The following is a 19,094-nucleotide window of genomic DNA, read 5'->3' as shown; positions in this document are numbered from 1 at the left end:
GAAATGATAAAAATTCAAGATTATTTTTTCTGATTAATACGTGTTATATTAGAAAGAAGTTGAGGAGGCTATTCTAATGGACACAATAATTTTTGATGTGGATGACACATTATATGATCAAGCGCTATCCTTTCATCATACGTTCAGAAAGATGTTTGAAGGATCATTTACATATGAAGAGATTGATCAGATATACAAAGTTAGTCGTAAATATAGTGAGATCTTATTTGATCAAAGTGAAGCAGGCGAAATATCAGAATTCGATTGGCAAACGGGTCGTATTATAGCTGCCTGTAAGGATTTTGATATACCTATAGATACAAAAAAAGCAGCAGCTTTTCATGAAGCGTATGTTGATGAACAACAAAACATCGCAATGTTTGAGGAAATAGAAGAGCTGTTGGATTTGCTTTATAAGCAGGGTAAACAGCTTGCGATCCTAACAAATGGAGAAGAGCAACATCAGAAGCGGAAAATTGAGCAGTTAAAACTTAATAAATGGATTCCGGTCGAGAATATCTTTATTTCTGGAACCCTTGGTCATGCAAAACCGAAAAAAGAAGTCTTTCAGATTATCGAAGAAAAGCTCCAGCTTGATAGAACAAAAACTGTATATATCGGGGACTCTTTTAAAAAAGATGTTTTAGGAGCAAAACAAGTTGGATGGCATGCAATCTGGATGAATCATCGCAAAAGAGAATTGCCAGTTGATGCTCCGTTTAAACCAGATCAAGAAGTGTTTAGTGCAAAAGAGCTGTTAGGATTATTTGTGTAAAATCGAAAAAGCCACATTTAAATGTTCACTTTAGGGATCGGTCCAAAACTGATTCCTATTTTTTATTGTATCAATCTGTAGTTTAATTTAATGTATACAGACAATAGTTCTTTTCCGATACTAATATAATATCCTCAATCAAAACAAGGAGTCATCATTATGAGAAAAAGAAGAATGTTTATTTTGGCTGGAAATGGTTTATCTGTTGATTTGATACACTACTTACAGTTGAAGCTTGATACCTCCTCACCATTAAAATCTTTTCATAATCCAAACATAAAATTTGATCCGTTTATTAATAAGCTGGATACAATCAAGAATAAGTTAATGCCTCTCTCTCATAATCAATCTGATTTTGATGCGATGAATGAATTTTTAGATTTTGGCCATTGGAAAAAGTATGACCAGCAGAATGAATCCGAATTAAGGAAATTCCTAGCTCTATCTTATTCGACTTTTCAATTAGAAATGGATAAATATAATTTAGTGCAGTGGCCATGGACAATGTGGATGAAGAAATATAGAAAAGATATAATCGGTTTGATATCTTTTAATTATGACTTGATTTTAGAGAATGCTTTTAGGCAAGCACATCCTATCACAGGATATCATCGAGTTGGTACAAATAATGAAAGAGGCGGCATACCATTATTCAAGCCACATGGGTCAATTGATTTTGAAATAGCTCCAGATTTAAGGACGGCTGAAGATAATACTTCTACTTGGAGTGCAAGAATGAATGGGAATCAAATACATAAATCAAATAGAAAAGGTTTTGTGACAACAGTTTCCTATCATGATGTAGATGATTTTAGATTACAACCGGACTTAATACCACCGACGCAGGAAAATTACCATAAAGAAAGAGCATGGATTCAAGATCTATTTAAGAGCTATTCAAACTGTGTGCAACACTTTGATGTGAATACATTTGTAATAGTTGGTCACTCATTTGGAAATCCGGACAGAAAGGAAATAAAATATTTTATTTCTGAACTACCAAAGGGTTGTTCCTTTTATATTGTTAATCCTTCGTATAACTCCGAGGCTATTCAAGAATTGATTGCTTTTATTGAATCGAATGGTCATATAGTGAGAGAAACACGAGAATATGGTCCGCCTCATTTAGTGTAAGTAAGATTCAAAGTAATTGCTATGATCTACTAGATTGAAACACCCCTGTGCTTGTAATGCAATAATGTGATACGATAATTGAAAGAATTAGACGGTATATTATTCCTTTTTATATGTCTGACTGCCAGGAGGTAATGATGAAACGCATATCCTACTTATATATTTTTTTACTAGTATTGTTTATTGTGGGGCTAGCTTTTTCTTTTTCATTTTATAAGAAAGCGGATACTTATGATGAGCGATTGACTAATGCCAGACCATCTTCATCTCTTCCTACCTATCACTTTTCCTTAATCGGTGAGGAAATGGATCATGATTATTGGCGTTTAGTTGGGGATGGAGCAAAAACGACAGAGTCCATATACGATGTGTTTGTTGAATACGATGGACCAAATCGATCAAATCCAGAGGAACAACTGGAACTTCTTGATATGGCGATTAAATCAAAAGTGGACGGGATTATTGTGCAAGCATTGAATGAAGATTTCACCCCAATGATTAATAAAGCCGTGGATGCAGGTATTCCTGTTATAACGATTGATACTGATTCTCCGACAAGCTTACGTTCTGCTTATATTGGTACTGATAACTACGCTGCAGGACAGTTAGCGGGAGAGGCATTAGTCAAAGATACTGATGGAGAAGCAACTGTAGGAATTATTACGGGTAGTTTTGATAATGTACATCACCAACTTCGAATAGAAGGATTTAAAAATATTGTGGATCAAATCGAAGGAATTAGGATTGTTGGGATTGATGAATCAAATATCACAGGCGTGGAAGCTGAGGAAAAAGCGTATACCATGTTAGCGGAGCATAATGAAATCACAGCATTTTACGGTACGAGTTCGTTTGATGCGAGCGGCATTGTTGCAGCAGCAAATTCTTTAAATCTACAAGGTAATTTGTATGTAATTGGTTTTGATACACTGGATGAAAATATAGATTTATTGAAAAACGGTGAAATTGACGTACTTATTGAACAACAACCATATGAAATGGGTTACCGAAGCATTGAAATTATGCTTGATATTATTAAGGATAGATCAATTGAAGAAATCAATCATACCGATGCAACCGCTATCCGCAGAGTGGACTTAGCTGATTGGACAAGACCAAAGGACGATACCCCATGATTAAAATACGGTCGAAGCTATTACTTTATTTTATTGTTCTCTTATTATTCATTTTAGTTCTGTTTTTTGTTCGTGAACAAAACGATCAACAAGTAAAGGAGTTATATGAAGAAAGTTCGAATCATTTATTACTATTAAATGATATCACCAACATAACGGATCAAATGTATCAATCTTTACAACTTTATGTAAAAGAACCGATAACAGATAACCTTGATTCATATAAGCAAGATAAAGAAGAGTTACGCGACTTACAACAGACTTTTACGAATAGAGAAATGTTAGGTATAACAAAGAAAAACTATCTGAATATAATCACAAGTTTTATTGAACACACGGATCAGACAGTTCAAGGAGTAAACGATCAGGATATTCAAAATTATTCGATTCATTTAAGTGAAGCAGAAAAAACATCAACATACATTCATTCACAAACACTCGATCTTATTAATAATGAACTATCAAACTATCAGGGTATATACAAGCTTGAGGATCAAAAAATTCAGCAAACAAAAAATATGGGCACTGCGATATTCATTTCTTTTATCGTCCTTAGTATTTTATTTGCAATTTGGTTTTCTAATGGTATTACGAGAACGATTGATCGCTTAACAAGGGCGGCACAAGAAATATCTTCTGGATACTTTTCTGGAAAGGATGTTGTCATTTCAAGAAAAGACGAACTATGGTTTTTAACTAAAACATTTAATGAAATGAAAAGAAATATCAGACAATCTGTAGCGGAAATTGAAGAAAAGGCTAGGCTTGCTCAATTATTAAAAGAGATGGAGTTAAAAAGTCTACAAAATCAAATTAATCCACACTTCCTTTTTAACACACTAAATACAATATCTAAAACATCAATTATTGAAGGTGCGGAGCGGACAAATGATTTAATTGCATCCGTCTCAGCGTTACTTCGCTATAATATTGGCAATATCGATCGAGATACATTTCTAAGGGATGAGGTGGAAGTTGTAAAAGAATATTTCTTTATTCAAAAAACGCGTTTTGGAAATCGTGTGGAGTTCACTCAACATATTGATCAAACGTGCTTGTTGACACCTATCCCATGTCTAACCCTCCAGCCAATTGTAGAGAATGCTTTTATGCACGGCATAGAATCGATGGCAGCTGGAGCCAAAATCGAATTGCGTATTTATCAAGATGGAGAAAGAGTCGTAATTAATATTAGCGATAATGGTGTTGGTATGGACCAAGATACAATTGATCACCTATTAGAAGAAAGAGAAGAGCCAGAACTCGTTCTATCCGAAAAAAGATCAGGACACTCAACAGGGATTGGACTAAGGAATGTTATTGATCGACTTAAATTATTTGACAAAGATAGTGAAGTTACCATTTCTTCGAGACTAGGAATTGGTACTACTGTTTCGATTTGGTTAAAGAAACAACAGTAACAGGGGGAAAGTAGCTTGATAAAGATAATGTTGGTGGATGATGAACCATTAGAAAGACAAGGATTAGGACTTATTCTACAAAAGAATCGTTCCAATTTTGAAATTGTAACAGAAGCTGGAAATGGTGAAGAAGCGGTGGAATTAGCTTTAAAACATAAGCCTGACTTGATTTTTATGGATATAAAGATGCCAGTTTTTGATGGTATTATAGCAATTAAGAAGATTCTAGCTGTTATGCCTAAGATAAAGTGTATTATGGTTTCTGCATTCGACACATTTAATTACGCGCAGGAAGCCATGAAGTTAGGTATAAAAGAGTATTTATTGAAGCCAAATAAAGTTTCTAATGTCTTAGAGTCATATGATCGCATGGTAAATGAACTGGAGAGTGAAAAACAGCAAGCAATCAAAAAAGTTGAGATCGATCATCGTCTTGAACGAGCTAATTCCGTGGTGGAAATGGAATTTGTCATTTCATTGATGATGAATCATGTGCATGAATTTAGTGAAAAAGATTGGGATCAATGGTTGCAATTAGAAGAGAGCCAAGGTTTTGTTGCGGTTTTTTCTTTTGATTCTAGTACGTTAAAACCAAGTCGAGATGAAAAGAGTGACTGGTATCGATTGCTGAAACAATCACTAGATGAACATGACTATCACTGTCTAGTCGGACCATTAACTGGATTCCAAGTACCTGTCTTTACTTTATTTCATAGCGATCACGATGTAACGTTAGAAATGAGACAAGCATTCGCACGATCAATCATTCATACCGTCCAGAATAAACTCGATCAGATTCGTCTGCTAGCTGGAGTCGGTGCAGTGATAACGAATGTGAACGACTTTTCTCAGTCTTATCAGGAAGCAAGTTATGCTTTAGAGTTTGTTCATCACCATCAGAAAGCTTCCTATTTGGTTTATAGTCCTAAATTAAAACAAACACAACAAGCGTTAATTCCATTTAAAGTAGAGAAGGCATTAATTGAATCTATTAAACATGGAGACTTACAAGAAACGTTACAAAGATTTGATTCTTATTACCAATTAATTCAAGATGCATCTGATTATAAAGTAAAAACTATGAAGAAGGCACTGGAAGACTTTGTAATTGTATTAACTCGTTCGATGAAAGAGCTGGGAATAATGGAAAATTTCCAGATGAGCTTCACGCATTTAGAAACGTCGATGCAAATAAAAGAAGCAACCAAAACCCATCTTTCTTATATCGTTGAGCAAATTACGAATTGGCGTACAGATGGTGTTCAAGGCTTGCTAATTCAAGCAAAAGACTACATCGATTTTCATTTTCATGAACAAATATCATTAGAGGAAGTGGCCGAAGAGATTGGTCTTAGCTCTTATTACTTAAGTAAATTATTTAAAGAACGTTTTCAAATAACCTTTATAGACTATTTAACAAATACGAGACTTGAAAAAGCGAAAGTTCTGCTGTTAGATAGTGTTATGCCATTAAAAGAAATAGCACTGACTATCGGATACAAAGATCCAAATTATTTTAGCCGTGTTTTCAAGAAAGAAACAGGTTGGAGCCCACGTTATTATCGAGCTAACTATCAACAGTAACAAAAGACGATTAGTTCATATATAAATGCATTGTGATCGACCTAAATGGGACAAGCTTATACTTGTCTCATTTTTTCGTTTCACAAGATAATCTAGGTTTTCACAAGAATGTACAGACGAAAGCGCTAACAAATAAACGAATTCTTGATAAATTAAATATAAGTTAAAACGAAATATTGTAAACGGAATCATTTGTAGGGTTTAGCTTAAAAAAATGGAGGGGGATCATCATGGTAAAAAAACATTCTTTTTGGTATGTAATTTTAATCACGGCATCTGCTGGTATGGGTGGTTTATTATACGGTTTTGATACGGCAGTAATTTCAGGAGCAATTGGCTATTTACAAGTTTTATATGATTTGAGTCCAGCGATGGAAGGTTGGGTCATTTCATGTGTAATGATTGGTGGTGTTTTAGGTGTCGCGATGTCAGGCTTTTTAAGTGATAAATATGGAAGAAAAAACATCCTTATCATTTCGGCAGTGTTCTTTATTGTTTCTGCCCTTGGTTCTGCACTTGCTATAAACGTAACAATGCTTGTTTTTGCTAGAATACTAGGTGGATTTGGTATTGGCTTTGCTTCTGCTTTATCTGTTACGTACATTAGTGAATGTGCTCCACCTGCAATTAGAGGACGTTTAGGTTCACTTTATCAATTGTTTACGATCATAGGTATTTCGGTTACTTTTTATATTAATTTTGGTGTAGCAAATAGTGGAACTTATGAATGGGGTCTAGAAACTGGTTGGCGTTGGATGTTGGGATATGGAACTTTCCCAGGAATTATTTTCTTGATTCTATTGTTTTTTATTCCAGAAAGTCCAAGATTCTTAATTAAAAAAGGAAACGAAACAGAAGCATTTCAGATATTAAAGAAAATTAATGGAGAAAAAGTAGCGATAAAGGAAGCTAAAGAAATAAAGCATTCTATTGAAGTGGAAGAGAATACTTCAGTTAAACAGTTATTCAAGCCTGGTCTTCGGGCAGCAATGGGTGTTGGGATATTTCTAGCTTTGTTTAATCAAGTAATTGGAATGAATGCGGTTACGTACTATGGTCCAGATATTTTCCGAAGTGTTGGTTTTGAAAATAACACAGAATTTTTGGCGACAAGTATTATTGGTAGTGTACAACTTGTGTTTACTGTAGTTGCGATTCTATTAATTGATAGATTAGGAAGAAAAAAATTAATGGCTATCGGTTCGAGTTTAATGGCGATCTTTATGGTGCTAATTGGATGCGTGTTCTACTTTACGCCAGAAAACAGTGGTCCTTTACTGGTAATTTTCATTGCAGGTTTCACAGCTGCTTTCTGTGTTTCCATGGGACCAATTCCTTGGGTTATGATACCGGAGATTTTTCCAAACCATTTACGTGGAAAAGCTGTTGGAATTGCAACAATGTTTCTTTGGGGAGCGAATTGGTCAATTGGTCAATTTACACCAATGCTAATTAATGGCATGGGTGGTGCATTTACATTTTGGATGTTCGCAGCAATTAACGTTGTCTGCTTTACATTTGTAATGACAATTGTTCCAGAAACAAAAAATAAATCCCTAGAAGAAATCGCATTGATTTGGAAGCCAAAGAATAAAAATGGCCAAGATAAAATAGCAAGTGTACGTTAATAGTGAATGAGTAATTTCAATTTCATCTATATGTAGCTTGGTAATAGGATAATAATTCAGGAAAAAAGTAAATAAGGCGATGAAATAACCGATCTCTAGTAGTTGTTAATTCAACAATAGGTCGGTTATTTTATTTGGTGAAAAATTTGAGTTTACTATAATTAATTACCTGCAGAATTATCTATGCCTTCACCAGTAGAACGTGTATTTTTTACTTGTTTTAACGTCGCTACTATTAAAAAGCTGACAATAACAAGCAATAGCCAAGAACTTACTTTTCCTAAGTGAACGAGAGTCCAGGCTTCTGCTTGGTTGGGGTATTCCCAAGCACTGAAAAATGTTGCAATGTTTTCAGCTATCCAAATAAAAAATCCAATCAATACAAAAGATAAGGAAAGTGGCATACGGTAGAACCTGCTTCCTACTTCGAACACTACCCATGTTCTCCAGAAGACAACAATAACTAGTGCGGATATGAACCACCTAGTATCAATCCAAAAATGATGTGTGAAAAAGTTTAAATAAATGGCTGCAGCAAGTGGAACAACAAGTAAAAAAGGAGGCCATTTAATTAAGCGAACATTAAGTCTCCGCCATGCCTGACATAAATAGCTGGCCACACTGGCATACATAAAGCCACTATATAATGGCACACCGAATAATTTAGAGTAACCTTCACCGGGATAGGACCACGAGCCCATATGTACTTTAAATAGTTCAAGAGCAAGTCCGATTAAATGAAAGATAGTAATCACTTTTAATTCATCCCACGTTTCCAGACGTGTATAAACCATCAAGACCTGTGTGACGAGACAAAGCAGCAATAACCAATCATAACGAGAAAGTAGCGGGAGTGAAACTAGCTTGGTAAGTGCAAGTGAAGCAAAAATGACAACTGGAAAGATACAGGACAATGCTTGTTGCCAACCAAATAGGTAAAGTTGTTTAAAGGCTCGCATGAGATTTTACCCTCCATTATTTTCATAATCCATTTTGAAACATTACTTCATAGCATATTTAATTAATAAACTCTTTCTCATTAAAAGCCATTTTCCAGCTGTAGTAGTCATTGTCGAGATTTTTATGATAGCGTAAAAAGGCATTAAATGTGTTGCCCTTTTTACTTGTTAATCCTTTAACGTGGACAACTTCTTTTGTTAACAGCGTCTTTGCCATTGTTTTGGTTACACACTTTTTCATCGTTGCTAGGAATTTATCATTCTTCCATAATACGAAGGTACAACCGTTTTTCCAATTGCTACATCCGAAACCTTTTACGCCTTCGATCACATGACTTCCACATGCAGGGCACTTTCCAAGTGATTCCTTAGAAGTTGCTTCATTATTTTCGCTTCCAGGGATATTTCGAATTGTTATCGCTTCTGTTCCCTTTATAGTAGAAACAGCGTTAGTGGTGAATGCATATACTTCATTAAGAAATTCATTTTTGCTGATTTTGCTTTTTTCCATATCGAATAAGGATTTCTCTAACCGACCTGTAAATTCCAGATCAAATAATTGTTTGATAGGAAAGGATTCTACCAATCTTTTTCCTAATGCAGTACAGGTTAAGTTCTTTTGTTCTGTTGTAATATAACCGACATCTTTAAGTTTCTTAATTGTGTCAGCACGGGTTGCCGCGGTACCAATACTAAATCCTTGTAAAATTGTTCCCATTATTGCTTCACTTGTTTCACTATCGTCATCTTTATAAGACTTCCCACACGTTTCCATAACACGGAGAAGCGTTCTCTCGGTATGCTTTTTGGGAGGTTTTGTCGCATGGGTAGATAGTTCTGTATCTAATAGTTGAACTTTCATATTTACTTCTACGGCAGGTAAAAGTACGTCCTTTGTTTGAATCCGCTCTACCTTTTTCCAACCTTCTGTAATTTGTACTTTTCCCTTTGTTTGAAAGAACCCTGCTAAGTTGACGTTATCTACTTCTGTTTTAATTGTTGTTTCCTCATATTTTGCAATTGGCATAAATTGCATGATGAAACGATTTTTAATTACGGTGTAGACAATCTGTTCATCGCTTGTCAGGCGTTTTGGAATCAGATAGGTTGGTATAATCGCACTATGACTCTCTACTTTTGCATTATTAAATATACGTTTATTCTTTTGAAATTTAATTTCATTTCTATAAGGTAAATCGGTCGAAACAGCTTCAAGGACTTTTGCTGTCTTATCAACTAAGCTCTCTTCTAAAGCAGTACTGGATGTTCTTGGATATGTAATGAATTTCTTTTCATAGATTGACTGGGCCACTTTTAAGACTTTATCTGACGTCCAACCTTTATATTTGTTTGTAATATAACCTTGTAAGTTAGATAGATTAAATAAAAATGGTGGATATTCTGTTTTTTGTTCAACCTGTTTATCTGTTATCGTTGCAGGTTGATTTTCTATCTGCTTTTGTACCGCTACTAACTGTGTTTTATCCTTGAATTTAGCATTTTTTTCAATATATGTACCTTGATATACTTGGGTTTCAACTGTCTGAAAATTTGCATTTAACTTGTAATAATCTTCGGGTTTAAATTGTTCAATCTCACTATCTCGATCATAGATTACTTTTAAAGTAGGTAGCAGTACACGGCCGATATTAAGTACCCTCCCTCTACCTTTTTGGAACTTCAAGGTTGCGACAGAAGTCAGATTAATACCAATCACCCAATCTGTCCATTGCCGGCTTAAACCTGCATGAAGTAATGGCCTCATTTCTTCGTTAGGCTTTAGATTCTCCATTCCACGTAGTATTTCTTTTGGTGTCCATTCATTTAAAAGTAAACGGTAAACCTGCTTCTTTGTTTTGCTATTGTAAATGATACTATCTCCAATCAGTTGGCCTTCTCGATCGAAGTCACAAGCAGAAACAATTGCAACAACATCTTGTCGCTTAATAAGGGAATGAATGATTTGCAATTGTTTTGCTGCCCCTGCATCACGTTGTTTCCGATTTCGTGGATTACTTTTCACTTTATATTGAAATGCAGGAGGAATAAATGGGAAGTTATCCAATTTCCATCGTGCCATTTTTTCATCATAATCTTTCGAATCATATAACTCTAGTAAATGACCGAAAGCCCAAGTGATTATATATCCATTGCCATCAAAATAACCATCTTTTTTCTCTTTTACTTTTAATGCATCCGCAATATTTTTTGCTACCGAGGGCTTTTCAGCTATAAATAATTTCATTGTTGTACTCCAATCATTAAGGGATTTATTTATGTTTGAGGGTATGGAAATGTGGTGAAGCGATTAATATATGTTTGTTTATTATAACACGATATTTTCTTTGATTGAGAGAAAATCTTGTCGGGATGGAAATGGAGGCATCAAACAGCTTTGAAGTTGGAGGTGGGATCACAATAGCTCTATCATAGATTTATTTTTGTACTATTCACCGACATGCCAAATCTCATGGTATTATAAGGGGGACTATTTTTCTTTTTTGAAACCTTTTGACCAATTAGACGTATTCATATGTAGAACGAAGGGAGTTTTTAATATGTTTGATAAATTCTTTAAAAAATTAAAACAATACACTGGTAGCAGTAGTAAGAGAAAGCATAGAAGCTATAACCATAGTTCGAGTCGCCGTAAATATAGTCGTCATAGTAGTAGTGGTCATCATAGACACTCGCCATATCAAGGGAGTAGTCGTTATAAAAGAAGAGGACACGGAAACAGCAGTAGTTAAGACTGACTTTCTAAACAAGCTATTGTATGATTAATATCATCTAATGCTGCTTCCGTATGTGAGTATGGTTGTTCGATACTTAGTAATCTCTTTAAACAATGCGTCGTTTCTGGATGAAGCGTTAATTCTTCCGTCCAAGAACGACCTTTTTTTACGTTAGAACTGTAATTAGAATAGAGTAAAAACAACAACAGATCGCCTATATCAAAATAATCTTCTCTAAGTAAGTCAGTCTTTTTCTTCAAGTTACCTTTTCCTGGTGTATGTTGAAATAATTCGGCTAATCCAAAATCTATCATATAGGTTTTATTGTTTTGTAGAATCACATTAGGTATTCTGAGATCTCCATGAATCATCCCCATCGAGTGTACATAGGCAACAATTTGTAATAAGTTTCTAATTAATAGTAACGCTTCTCTTTCTTTAAACTTGAGCTTGTCTGTAAATAAAATATCTTCTAGATTACGTCCTTTTATATATTCCATAGAGAAAAAGTGATTATTTTCAAATATAAAACGTTCATAAAACATTGGAATATTAGGATGATCCAATTGTTCCAGTATCTGCGTTTCATGCTTGTATTGCTCATGCATGATTGTCTTTTTTTTACTTTTAGTCATTTGTTTTAGTACACACAATTGTTCACTTTCTATGTTTTCACATAAATAAGTGATCCCATAACTACCCATACCTAATGTTAACTTCACTTGGTATTTGTCTGCTAACAGATCCCCTCGGTTATAGCGCCGGTCTGTTAATAATCTATATCCCTGCCCAACCATTTCGAAAGCTTTCATCAACTTTTTCACCGCGTTTTCTAAATATAATTGCTACTCCATTATACTTCATTATTCGCACTTAGGGGTAAGAATATGGTTACTAATACTTGAAACAAAAACGGTTTCTATTTAGTCACAAAAGATAAGTACTGACATAAAACACCTAACTTAATAAAAAAAGAGTAGCTCCGTATCGAAGCTACTCTTTTAACACTTAATTATTTTGTTTTAAAGCTTAAGAAGCCATCATCTACGGGTAGTGTTTGTCCGTTGATTGCACTAGCATCTTCACTAAATAAGAATGATACAACACTCGCTACTTTATCTGGCTTAATTAATTCACCGCGCATATGTTGTTCTGCTAGGAACTTCTTCGTTTCTTCATCATCACCAATGATTGGTGTGTCAATAAATCCAGGCGCGACACCTACAACGCGAATGTTATATTCTGCTAATTCTAATGCTGCAGATCTACTCATCATCACAACAGCTGCTTTTGCTGCATTATAATTAAAGCTTCCAACTGCTGCAAGTGATCCATAAATAGATGCAGTATTAACAATAGTACCCTTAACGCCTAGTTCAACCATCTTCTTGGCGCCATAATATAAGCCATAGTATACACTATGCTGATCAACATCAATTACTTTATGATAAGATTCGGGATCCATCTCTAAGAATGGCTTTACGAGGCCAATTCCAGCGTTATTGAATATACCGTTCAACGTTCCGAATTTTTCAACTGTCCAGTCAATTAAGGCCTTGATTTCATCCCCGTTAGCCACGTCAACTTTATATGAAGCGGCTTTTCCACCAGTTGCTTCGATTTCTGTTACTACCTGTTTTGCACCTTCTTCATTAAAGTCCGCAATAACTACACTAGCTCCTCTAGCTGTTAGCTTTAAAGCAGTTTCTTTACCTATTCCGCTAGCTCCACCTGTTACGATGATTGCTTGTCCTTTTAAACTTTCCATTTTAAAGACTCCTTTTTAAAGAATAGTTGTTTACTAATAAAATTATACGCTTCTTATTTTACTTTTGAAAATAAAAAGATTATAAAGTTATTGATGATGATCCTTGTAAGAAGTATAAAAATTACTTTGGGAGTAATATTAAATTTTACTATTAGTGTGAACCTTTCACTTAGTTAATGTAATCAAGTACATAGATATCAGCATAAATGTAATATAGTTGTCTATACCAATTTTCATTGTGATATAATATTACTAAAATTATAATTTAATGTGTTAAACCTTATTAATCAAACGTTTATTAGTGATTTTATTTTAACTAATCTTAACTAAAATTGTCTATACGAATAAGTGGTATTTAATATTTTTAACTAATTGCTTTAGTTAACTAGACAACTATACATTATGGTGATATCATTATTTATATATTAAAAATTACTGGCGGTGAGAAATTGAATAATCATAATATGCTACTTACCAATTTGGAAGTTTACACAGATAATGGCAAGATCGAAAATGGTTATATTAAAGTAGTTAATGGAACAATAACCGAAGTGGAAGATATGGATAAACTTACAAATCATGAGGGGTTTGAATTAATAAGATTACCAGATCATTCAAAAGCAATTCCTGGAATGATTGATGTTCATATTCATGGTGTTAACGGTGCAGATACAATGGATGCAACGAAAGAAAGTTTGCAAACCATTGTCACTTCTCTTCCATCTGAAGGGACAACCAGTTTTTTGGCGACAACCATTACCCAAGAGCAATCATCAATAGAAAATGCATTAAGTAATGCAGGTGACTTTATAAAGAACCAACAATCATCAGGGCAAGCTGAGATATTAGGTGTGCACTTAGAAGGTCCTTTTATCAATCGAAAAAGAGCTGGCGCACAGCCAGTTGAACATGTGATTGATCCTAACCTAGCGTTATTTAAAAAATGGCAAACTATTGCGAATGATACGATTAAACTAGTGACATTAGCCCCTGAAAAAGCTGGCGCAAATGCACTGATTAATTATTTGAAAGAATCAAATGTTATTGCTTCTATTGGTCATTCGGATGCGACGCTTAAAGAAGTTGATCAAGCAATTACAGCTGGTCTAACGCATGTCACACATTTATTTAATCAAATGCGTGAATTCCATCATCGCGAAGTTGGTGTTGTTGGCGCAGCCTTACTTAGAGAAGAATTAATAACCGAAATAATCGCAGATGGTATTCATGTTGAACCGGAGGCAATCAAATTAGCTTACCAACAAAAAACGGCAGATCGATTACTATTAATAACAGATGCGATGCGGGCAAAGTGTTTAAAAAATGGAAGTTATGATCTAGGTGGACAACAAGTAACGGTTATAGATGGTAAAGCAACACTTGCAGATGGCACGTTAGCAGGTAGTGTACTAACTATGGCACAAGCATTTAAAAATATCATTACTTTCACTAATTGTGAAATAGAAGATGCAATTAAGATGTCCTCAACGACACCGGCAAAAGAATTAAACGTGTATAATCGAAAAGGCAGTATCTCAACTGGTAAAGATGCTGATATCGTCATTCTGGATGAACAGTTGGATATTACTATGACGCTATGTCGAGGCGCACTTGCATATAAGAAGGAGATATAAAATGAAACTTATTACGGCAACGGATTATAGCGATATGAGCAGAATTGCTACAGAACTACTATTAAAGCGTATCAAGTCATCAGACAAACTCACGCTAGGTTTAGCTACTGGAAGTACACCAATTGAAACGTATCAATATATGATAGATGATTATCAGCAGAATAAAACGGATTACCAGCACGTAACAACGTTTAATTTAGATGAATATGTAGGTGTCGGTCCAACTGATCCAACTAGCTATTATCGTTTTATGGAAACGCAGCTATTCGATCCTATTCATTTACCGAAAGAACAAACCCATATTCCAAATGGTTTAGCTAACAATTTAAATGATGAGTGTATGCTTTATGAGAATAAAATCAAAAATCAAGGTGGAATTGACCTACAGTTGCTTGGATTAGGAAGTAACGGTCATATTGGATTTAATGAGCCAGGAACGAAATTTGATACTAGAACACATGTAGAAACGTTGACTGACATGACGCGTACTGCAAATGCAAGGTTTTTTAATAGTCTAGAGGAAGTACCTACGCATGCAATTACGATGGGAATTAGCACCATATTGCAAAGTAAAGAAATATTACTATTAGTATCTGGCAAAAAAAAGAGTGATGCACTTACAAGATTACTAAAGGATGAAAAATGGGATCCGTCGTTTCCAGCCTCTGCATTGCACCATCATCCAAATGTAACGATTGTTGCAGATGAAGAAGCATTGCAGTATGCTAATGTTAATTAAATAAGGCTATTTAAAGAGATAATCTATTCATTGGATCAAATGAATAGATTGTTTGCACGTTTGAAAGGGGTAACCGAGAATGATTGATAAAAATTCACCCGTTCCAATCTATCACCAACTAGAGCAACATATTAAACAATTAATAGAAAAAGGTGATTTAAAACCAGGTGATATGATTCCATCTGAACGTGAATATGCTGATAAGTATAACGTAAGTAGAATGACAATACGCCAGGCAATTGTGAATCTAGTAAATGAGCGTTATCTTTATCGTGTAAAAGGCAAAGGAACATTTATTAAGGAAAAAAAGTTAGAACAAAGTTTACAAGGACTAACTAGCTTTTCTGAGGATATGAAATCAAGAGGTATGAAAGCAAGTAGTAAGTTAATCAGCTTTGAGATTATTCCTGCTGACAGCAAACTAGCAAATCAGTTGGGAATTCAAGAACATGGTCCGGTCTATGAAATAAAACGAATTCGTTTAGCTGAAGAAGAACCAATGGCACTGGAGCGTACTTATATTTCTGCAAATAAAGTAAAAGGCTTAACAGAGGAAATCGTACAACAATCTCTATATGAATATATGGAAGAGAAACTTCTTTTGAAAATTGCTAAAGGCACGCAAGAAATTGAGGCAGCTATTGTAAACAATGAAGAAGTGGAATACTTAAAAATTCCAGAACATTCACCGATTATGTTAATTCAGCGTGCAACTAGTCTTGAAGACGGCACAATAGTTGAAGTGGTCAAATCCTCTTATCGTGCAGATAGATACAAGTTTATGATTGAATTAACGAGGCTTTAAATTTCTATGTATCGGGGTGAATGCAATGAAAAAAATACCTATTACGGAATCGGTTAATGAAAACAGTTTAGCGATAGATGAAATGGATGCAATGGATATTGTTACATTAATGCTTGAAGAAGACCGCGTGATATATCAAGGCGTAAAGCCCTGTTTACCTCATATAGCACGTGCTGTTGATTTAATCGTCTCCCAATGGAACAAAGGTGGACGTGTATTTGTTGTTGGGGCTGGAACAAGTGGGAGAATTGGTGTACTTGATGCGGTCGAGCTAGGACCTACCTTTTCCGTTTCAGCAGATCGTTGGATAGCGATTGTTGCTGGAGGTTATGAGGCGATGTGGCATCCACTTGAACAGCATGAAGATGAGAGCGCTAAGGTTATGAAGGAATTAGAACAGTATAAATTAAATTCGCGTGATGTTGTGATCGGAATAACTGCTAGTGGATCAACCGCATTTGCACTGGCGGCAATCAATTATGCGAATGAGGTGGACGCGGTGACGATAGCGATAAGTTGTAATCATGAAGCAGCTGCTTCTGCTATAAGTGATTGCGCAATTGAAGCTGTGGTTGGTCCTGAGGTTATACGCGGCTCAACTCGGTTGAAGGCAGGTACAGCGCAAAAGACGATTATCAACATGTTGTCTACAGCTACAATGATTCGACTCGGAAAAGTCTATCAAAATCAAATGGTAGAAGTACAACTTATCAATAAAAAGTTAGTCAAACGCGCTGAGCAATCTTTAATGGCGATTACAGATATATCAAAACCTGAAGCAAAAGAACTTATGAAAAAAACAAGAAATGATTTGAAAAAGGCTATTTTTATAAGTATGACAGATGCAAGTGTTGAACAAGCGGACAAATATTTACGAGAATCAAACGGACACTTGAAAAAGGCATTACATGATTTCTTCTAGTAATCCTGCCTGTTTAGTCACTTTCTGAAATGAAACGATTCGGAAAAAACGAACATTAGTTCTTTATTTGTATGCTCCTTTGATGTATACTTATAGTAACTATATGAAAGGGTGGTGATTATGATTGCCAGCGTTATTAACAGTTCATGAAGATAGGCCTATATACATGGACCACGATCAGTTGTTCAAGCAGTTGATCGGTACATTTTTCGAAGAATTTATATCGCTATTTTTCCCCGAGATTCACCAACAACTAGATTTCTCATCCTTAAAGCCCCTAGCAGATGAAGTATTTACTGATTTAATTCATGGAGAAAGACGCCAAGCAGATATGGTGATGGAAGCAACATGGAAAGAACAGGATACACTACTCATTATACATGTAGAATCACAGAGTTATCCGCAAGAAAATTTTGATGAAAGAATGTTTCAATACTTCAGTTTGTTGTATACTAAATATAGAAAACCAATCCTTCCAATTGCACTATTTACCTATGATGCGATTCGAGATGAACCAGACGTTTTTGAAATGACATTTCCTTTTCACCATGTATTAACTTTCCAATTTTTAAAAGTTGAATTAAAGAAACATAATTGGCGTACTTTTTTAACGTCTGATAATCCGATCGCAGCGGCATTATTAAGTAAAATGGGTTATAAACAGACAGAGAGAATACAAGTGAAAAAGGAATTCTTACGTATGTTAGCGAGAATGGAACTGAATCCAGCCAAAATGGAATTAATATTCGGCTTTTTTGAGTCGTATATGAGTCTAAATCAAACAGAGGAGGAAATTCTAATGGAAAGTTTGCGAGAATCCAAAGATGAAAGTCTAGAGGAATTCGTGAAAAAACTGCCTAACTCCTGGCGTGATAAAGGTTTGCGTGAAGGAAGGGAAGCAGGAAAGATCGAAGGAAAAATAGAAGGAAAAATAGAAGGAAAGATAGAAGGCAAGATCGAAGGAAAAACAGAGGCACTTGCAGCTGTTGCTATTCGATTAATCACAAAATTTGTAGCTCCCCTTCCAGATGAGATGGAGAAAAAGTTAAATGAACAAGAAATCGAGACATTAGAATTGGTTATCGACCATATAGATAATTTCAAAAATATAGATGAAGTAAGAGAGTACTTGAAATAATTTTTAGGTTCAACAACTTCTTGAAATATAATGGTGTCTGATGAGTCTTGTGGAGAGTAATCGCTGCAAGGCTTTTTTGTAACATGCTATAATTATTAAAGACTTTGGTATTCCTGCAAAAAGAGTTTGGATCAGATGAAAAGACGATTCGAACAGCTTTAGTCACAGCTCGGAATTTGCATGCCCACGAACGTGTTATTCGCACTTTAAGATCATGGGATATTCGAATTGACGAGGCATTTTTTCTTGGAGGGGCTTCAAAAGAAAAGATTCTAGAAGCATTTGGAGCGCGTATCTTCTTTGATGATCAGGAAGTTCATTTATCAAAAAACATTCCATCAGCCAGAGTACCCTACAAAAATAAATAAATAGCAGTAAGTTGCACACACAGTCGTTCTCTCTCCGTTCCCATATAATATTATAAAATATGAAATGGAGGAATCTGGTATGCCTTGTTATCCTGGTTATCGTTATTGTGGTCCTGATTGCAGCGGTCCTGGTACGCCGGTTAATCGATTAGATGCAATTTGTATAGAACATGATGCTTGTTACCGAAGATATGGTCAAAAAGTGTGTGATGATATCTTCTTAAGACAAACGAGTCGATTAGCAAATCAACCTAATAAAATAGGGAGAGATGCTAGATTTATGAATAGAGTTATCGGAAATAAACGCAATAGGTACTAATATTTTTCATCATAAAAAACTGTTAGCTT

General features: G+C 35.1%; 17 protein-coding genes. 13 read left to right on the top strand and 4 right to left on the bottom strand.

Going from position 1 to position 19,094, the window contains the following annotated elements; all coding sequences use genetic code 11:
• The first annotated feature begins 76 nt into the window (after positions 1-76).
• From D2K62_RS07985 to D2K62_RS07960, 6 genes are all read left to right on the top strand, one after another.
• Positions 77-775, top strand: a complete 699-nt coding sequence (locus tag D2K62_RS07985) for an HAD family hydrolase (RefSeq protein WP_117161221.1) — start codon at positions 77-79, stop codon at positions 773-775.
• 159 nt (positions 776-934) lie between these two features.
• On the top strand, positions 935-1,909 hold the full coding sequence (locus D2K62_RS07980) for an SIR2 family protein (RefSeq protein WP_117149017.1): 975 nt from the start codon (positions 935-937) through the stop codon (positions 1,907-1,909).
• A gap of 134 nt (positions 1,910-2,043) precedes the next feature.
• Positions 2,044-3,045, top strand: a complete 1,002-nt coding sequence (locus D2K62_RS07975; protein WP_232824137.1) for a sugar-binding protein — start codon at positions 2,044-2,046, stop codon at positions 3,043-3,045.
• Positions 3,042-4,466, top strand: coding sequence for a sensor histidine kinase (locus tag D2K62_RS07970; RefSeq protein WP_112182048.1), 1,425 nt, complete (start codon positions 3,042-3,044; stop codon positions 4,464-4,466). Before D2K62_RS07975 ends, D2K62_RS07970 begins: the two co-directional genes overlap by 4 nt.
• A gap of 15 nt (positions 4,467-4,481) precedes the next feature.
• Positions 4,482-6,050 (top strand): response regulator, encoded by a 1,569-nt coding sequence (locus tag D2K62_RS07965; protein ID WP_117161220.1) that lies wholly within the window; start codon positions 4,482-4,484, stop codon positions 6,048-6,050.
• Between the two features lie 230 nt (positions 6,051-6,280).
• Complete coding sequence (locus D2K62_RS07960) at positions 6,281-7,678, top strand: sugar porter family MFS transporter (protein WP_117149016.1); 1,398 nt, start codon at positions 6,281-6,283, stop codon at positions 7,676-7,678.
• 161 nt (positions 7,679-7,839) lie between these two features.
• Here D2K62_RS07960 and D2K62_RS07955 read toward each other — a convergent pair whose 3' ends face one another.
• The 4 genes from D2K62_RS07955 to D2K62_RS07940 all read right to left on the bottom strand — a co-directional run bounded on the left by D2K62_RS07955 (position 7,840) and on the right by D2K62_RS07940 (position 13,140).
• On the bottom strand, positions 7,840-8,637 hold the full coding sequence (locus D2K62_RS07955) for a DUF817 domain-containing protein (RefSeq protein WP_112182045.1): 798 nt from the start codon (positions 8,635-8,637) through the stop codon (positions 7,840-7,842).
• 58 nt (positions 8,638-8,695) lie between these two features.
• Entirely contained in the window at positions 8,696-10,882 is a 2,187-nt protein-coding gene (locus D2K62_RS07950) for a type IA DNA topoisomerase (RefSeq protein ID WP_117149015.1), read from the bottom strand.
• Positions 10,883-11,383: 501 nt separating this feature from the next.
• Positions 11,384-12,184 carry a protein kinase domain-containing protein gene (locus D2K62_RS07945; protein ID WP_112182043.1) on the bottom strand — a complete coding sequence of 267 codons (801 nt, stop codon included), beginning with the start codon at positions 12,182-12,184 and terminating at the stop codon, positions 11,384-11,386.
• A gap of 200 nt (positions 12,185-12,384) precedes the next feature.
• The gene (locus D2K62_RS07940) at positions 12,385-13,140 is read right to left on the bottom strand and encodes an SDR family NAD(P)-dependent oxidoreductase (protein ID WP_117149014.1); all 756 of its coding nucleotides are present in this window, start codon (positions 13,138-13,140) and stop codon (positions 12,385-12,387) included.
• Between the two features lie 464 nt (positions 13,141-13,604).
• On the opposite strand from D2K62_RS07940, the gene nagA reads away from it, so the two are divergent.
• The 7 genes from nagA (at position 13,605) to D2K62_RS07905 (ending at position 19,065) form a co-directional block, all read left to right on the top strand.
• A complete protein-coding gene (nagA, locus tag D2K62_RS07935; RefSeq protein ID WP_198671287.1) occupies positions 13,605-14,774 on the top strand; it encodes an N-acetylglucosamine-6-phosphate deacetylase in 1,170 nt (389 codons plus the stop codon).
• Between the two features lies 1 nt (position 14,775).
• On the top strand, positions 14,776-15,513 hold the full coding sequence (gene nagB / locus D2K62_RS07930; protein WP_112182040.1) for a glucosamine-6-phosphate deaminase: 738 nt from the start codon (positions 14,776-14,778) through the stop codon (positions 15,511-15,513).
• Between the two features lie 79 nt (positions 15,514-15,592).
• On the top strand, positions 15,593-16,318 hold the full coding sequence (locus D2K62_RS07925; protein ID WP_112182039.1) for a GntR family transcriptional regulator: 726 nt from the start codon (positions 15,593-15,595) through the stop codon (positions 16,316-16,318).
• Positions 16,319-16,343: 25 nt separating this feature from the next.
• A complete protein-coding gene (murQ, locus tag D2K62_RS07920; protein ID WP_117161218.1) occupies positions 16,344-17,240 on the top strand; it encodes an N-acetylmuramic acid 6-phosphate etherase in 897 nt (298 codons plus the stop codon).
• Positions 17,241-17,364: 124 nt separating this feature from the next.
• Positions 17,365-18,378 (top strand): RpnC/YadD family protein, encoded by a 1,014-nt coding sequence (locus tag D2K62_RS07915; protein WP_232827983.1) that lies wholly within the window; start codon positions 17,365-17,367, stop codon positions 18,376-18,378.
• Between the two features lie 104 nt (positions 18,379-18,482).
• Positions 18,483-18,746 (top strand): 5'-nucleotidase, encoded by a 264-nt coding sequence (locus D2K62_RS07910; protein ID WP_117161217.1) that lies wholly within the window; start codon positions 18,483-18,485, stop codon positions 18,744-18,746.
• A gap of 79 nt (positions 18,747-18,825) precedes the next feature.
• Positions 18,826-19,065: a Parvovirus coat protein VP1-like protein gene (locus D2K62_RS07905; RefSeq protein ID WP_117161216.1), complete on the top strand. Its 240-nt coding sequence runs from the start codon at positions 18,826-18,828 to the stop codon at positions 19,063-19,065.
• Positions 19,066-19,094: the final 29 nt, after the last annotated feature.

This window comes from Paraliobacillus sp. X-1268 (assembly GCF_003426095.1).
GTDB lineage: Bacteria > Bacillota > Bacilli > Bacillales > Amphibacillaceae > Paraliobacillus_A > Paraliobacillus_A zengyii.
Note: the sequence above shows the minus strand (reverse complement) of the source record. Positions and strands in the feature narration are given on the sequence as shown.

Excerpts from the sequence above, each read along its gene's own strand:
- D2K62_RS07985 (WP_117161221.1), top strand. The coding sequence starts at position 77 with ATGGACACAATAATTTTTGATGTGGATGACACATTATATGATCAAGCG.
- D2K62_RS07980 (WP_117149017.1), top strand. The coding sequence starts at position 935 with ATGAGAAAAAGAAGAATGTTTATTTTGGCTGGAAATGGTTTATCTGTT.
- D2K62_RS07975 (WP_232824137.1), top strand. The coding sequence starts at position 2,044 with ATGATGAAACGCATATCCTACTTATATATTTTTTTACTAGTATTGTTT.
- D2K62_RS07970 (WP_112182048.1), top strand. The coding sequence starts at position 3,042 with ATGATTAAAATACGGTCGAAGCTATTACTTTATTTTATTGTTCTCTTA.
- D2K62_RS07960 (WP_117149016.1), top strand. The coding sequence starts at position 6,281 with ATGGTAAAAAAACATTCTTTTTGGTATGTAATTTTAATCACGGCATCT.
- D2K62_RS07955 (WP_112182045.1), bottom strand. The coding sequence starts at position 8,637 with ATGCGAGCCTTTAAACAACTTTACCTATTTGGTTGGCAACAAGCATTG.
- D2K62_RS07950 (WP_117149015.1), bottom strand. The coding sequence starts at position 10,882 with ATGAAATTATTTATAGCTGAAAAGCCCTCGGTAGCAAAAAATATTGCG.
- D2K62_RS07945 (WP_112182043.1), bottom strand. The coding sequence starts at position 12,184 with ATGAAAGCTTTCGAAATGGTTGGGCAGGGATATAGATTATTAACAGAC.
- D2K62_RS07940 (WP_117149014.1), bottom strand. The coding sequence starts at position 13,140 with ATGGAAAGTTTAAAAGGACAAGCAATCATCGTAACAGGTGGAGCTAGC.
- nagA (WP_198671287.1), top strand. The coding sequence starts at position 13,605 with ATGCTACTTACCAATTTGGAAGTTTACACAGATAATGGCAAGATCGAA.
- nagB (WP_112182040.1), top strand. The coding sequence starts at position 14,776 with ATGAAACTTATTACGGCAACGGATTATAGCGATATGAGCAGAATTGCT.
- D2K62_RS07925 (WP_112182039.1), top strand. The coding sequence starts at position 15,593 with ATGATTGATAAAAATTCACCCGTTCCAATCTATCACCAACTAGAGCAA.
- murQ (WP_117161218.1), top strand. The coding sequence starts at position 16,344 with ATGAAAAAAATACCTATTACGGAATCGGTTAATGAAAACAGTTTAGCG.
- D2K62_RS07905 (WP_117161216.1), top strand. The coding sequence starts at position 18,826 with ATGCCTTGTTATCCTGGTTATCGTTATTGTGGTCCTGATTGCAGCGGT.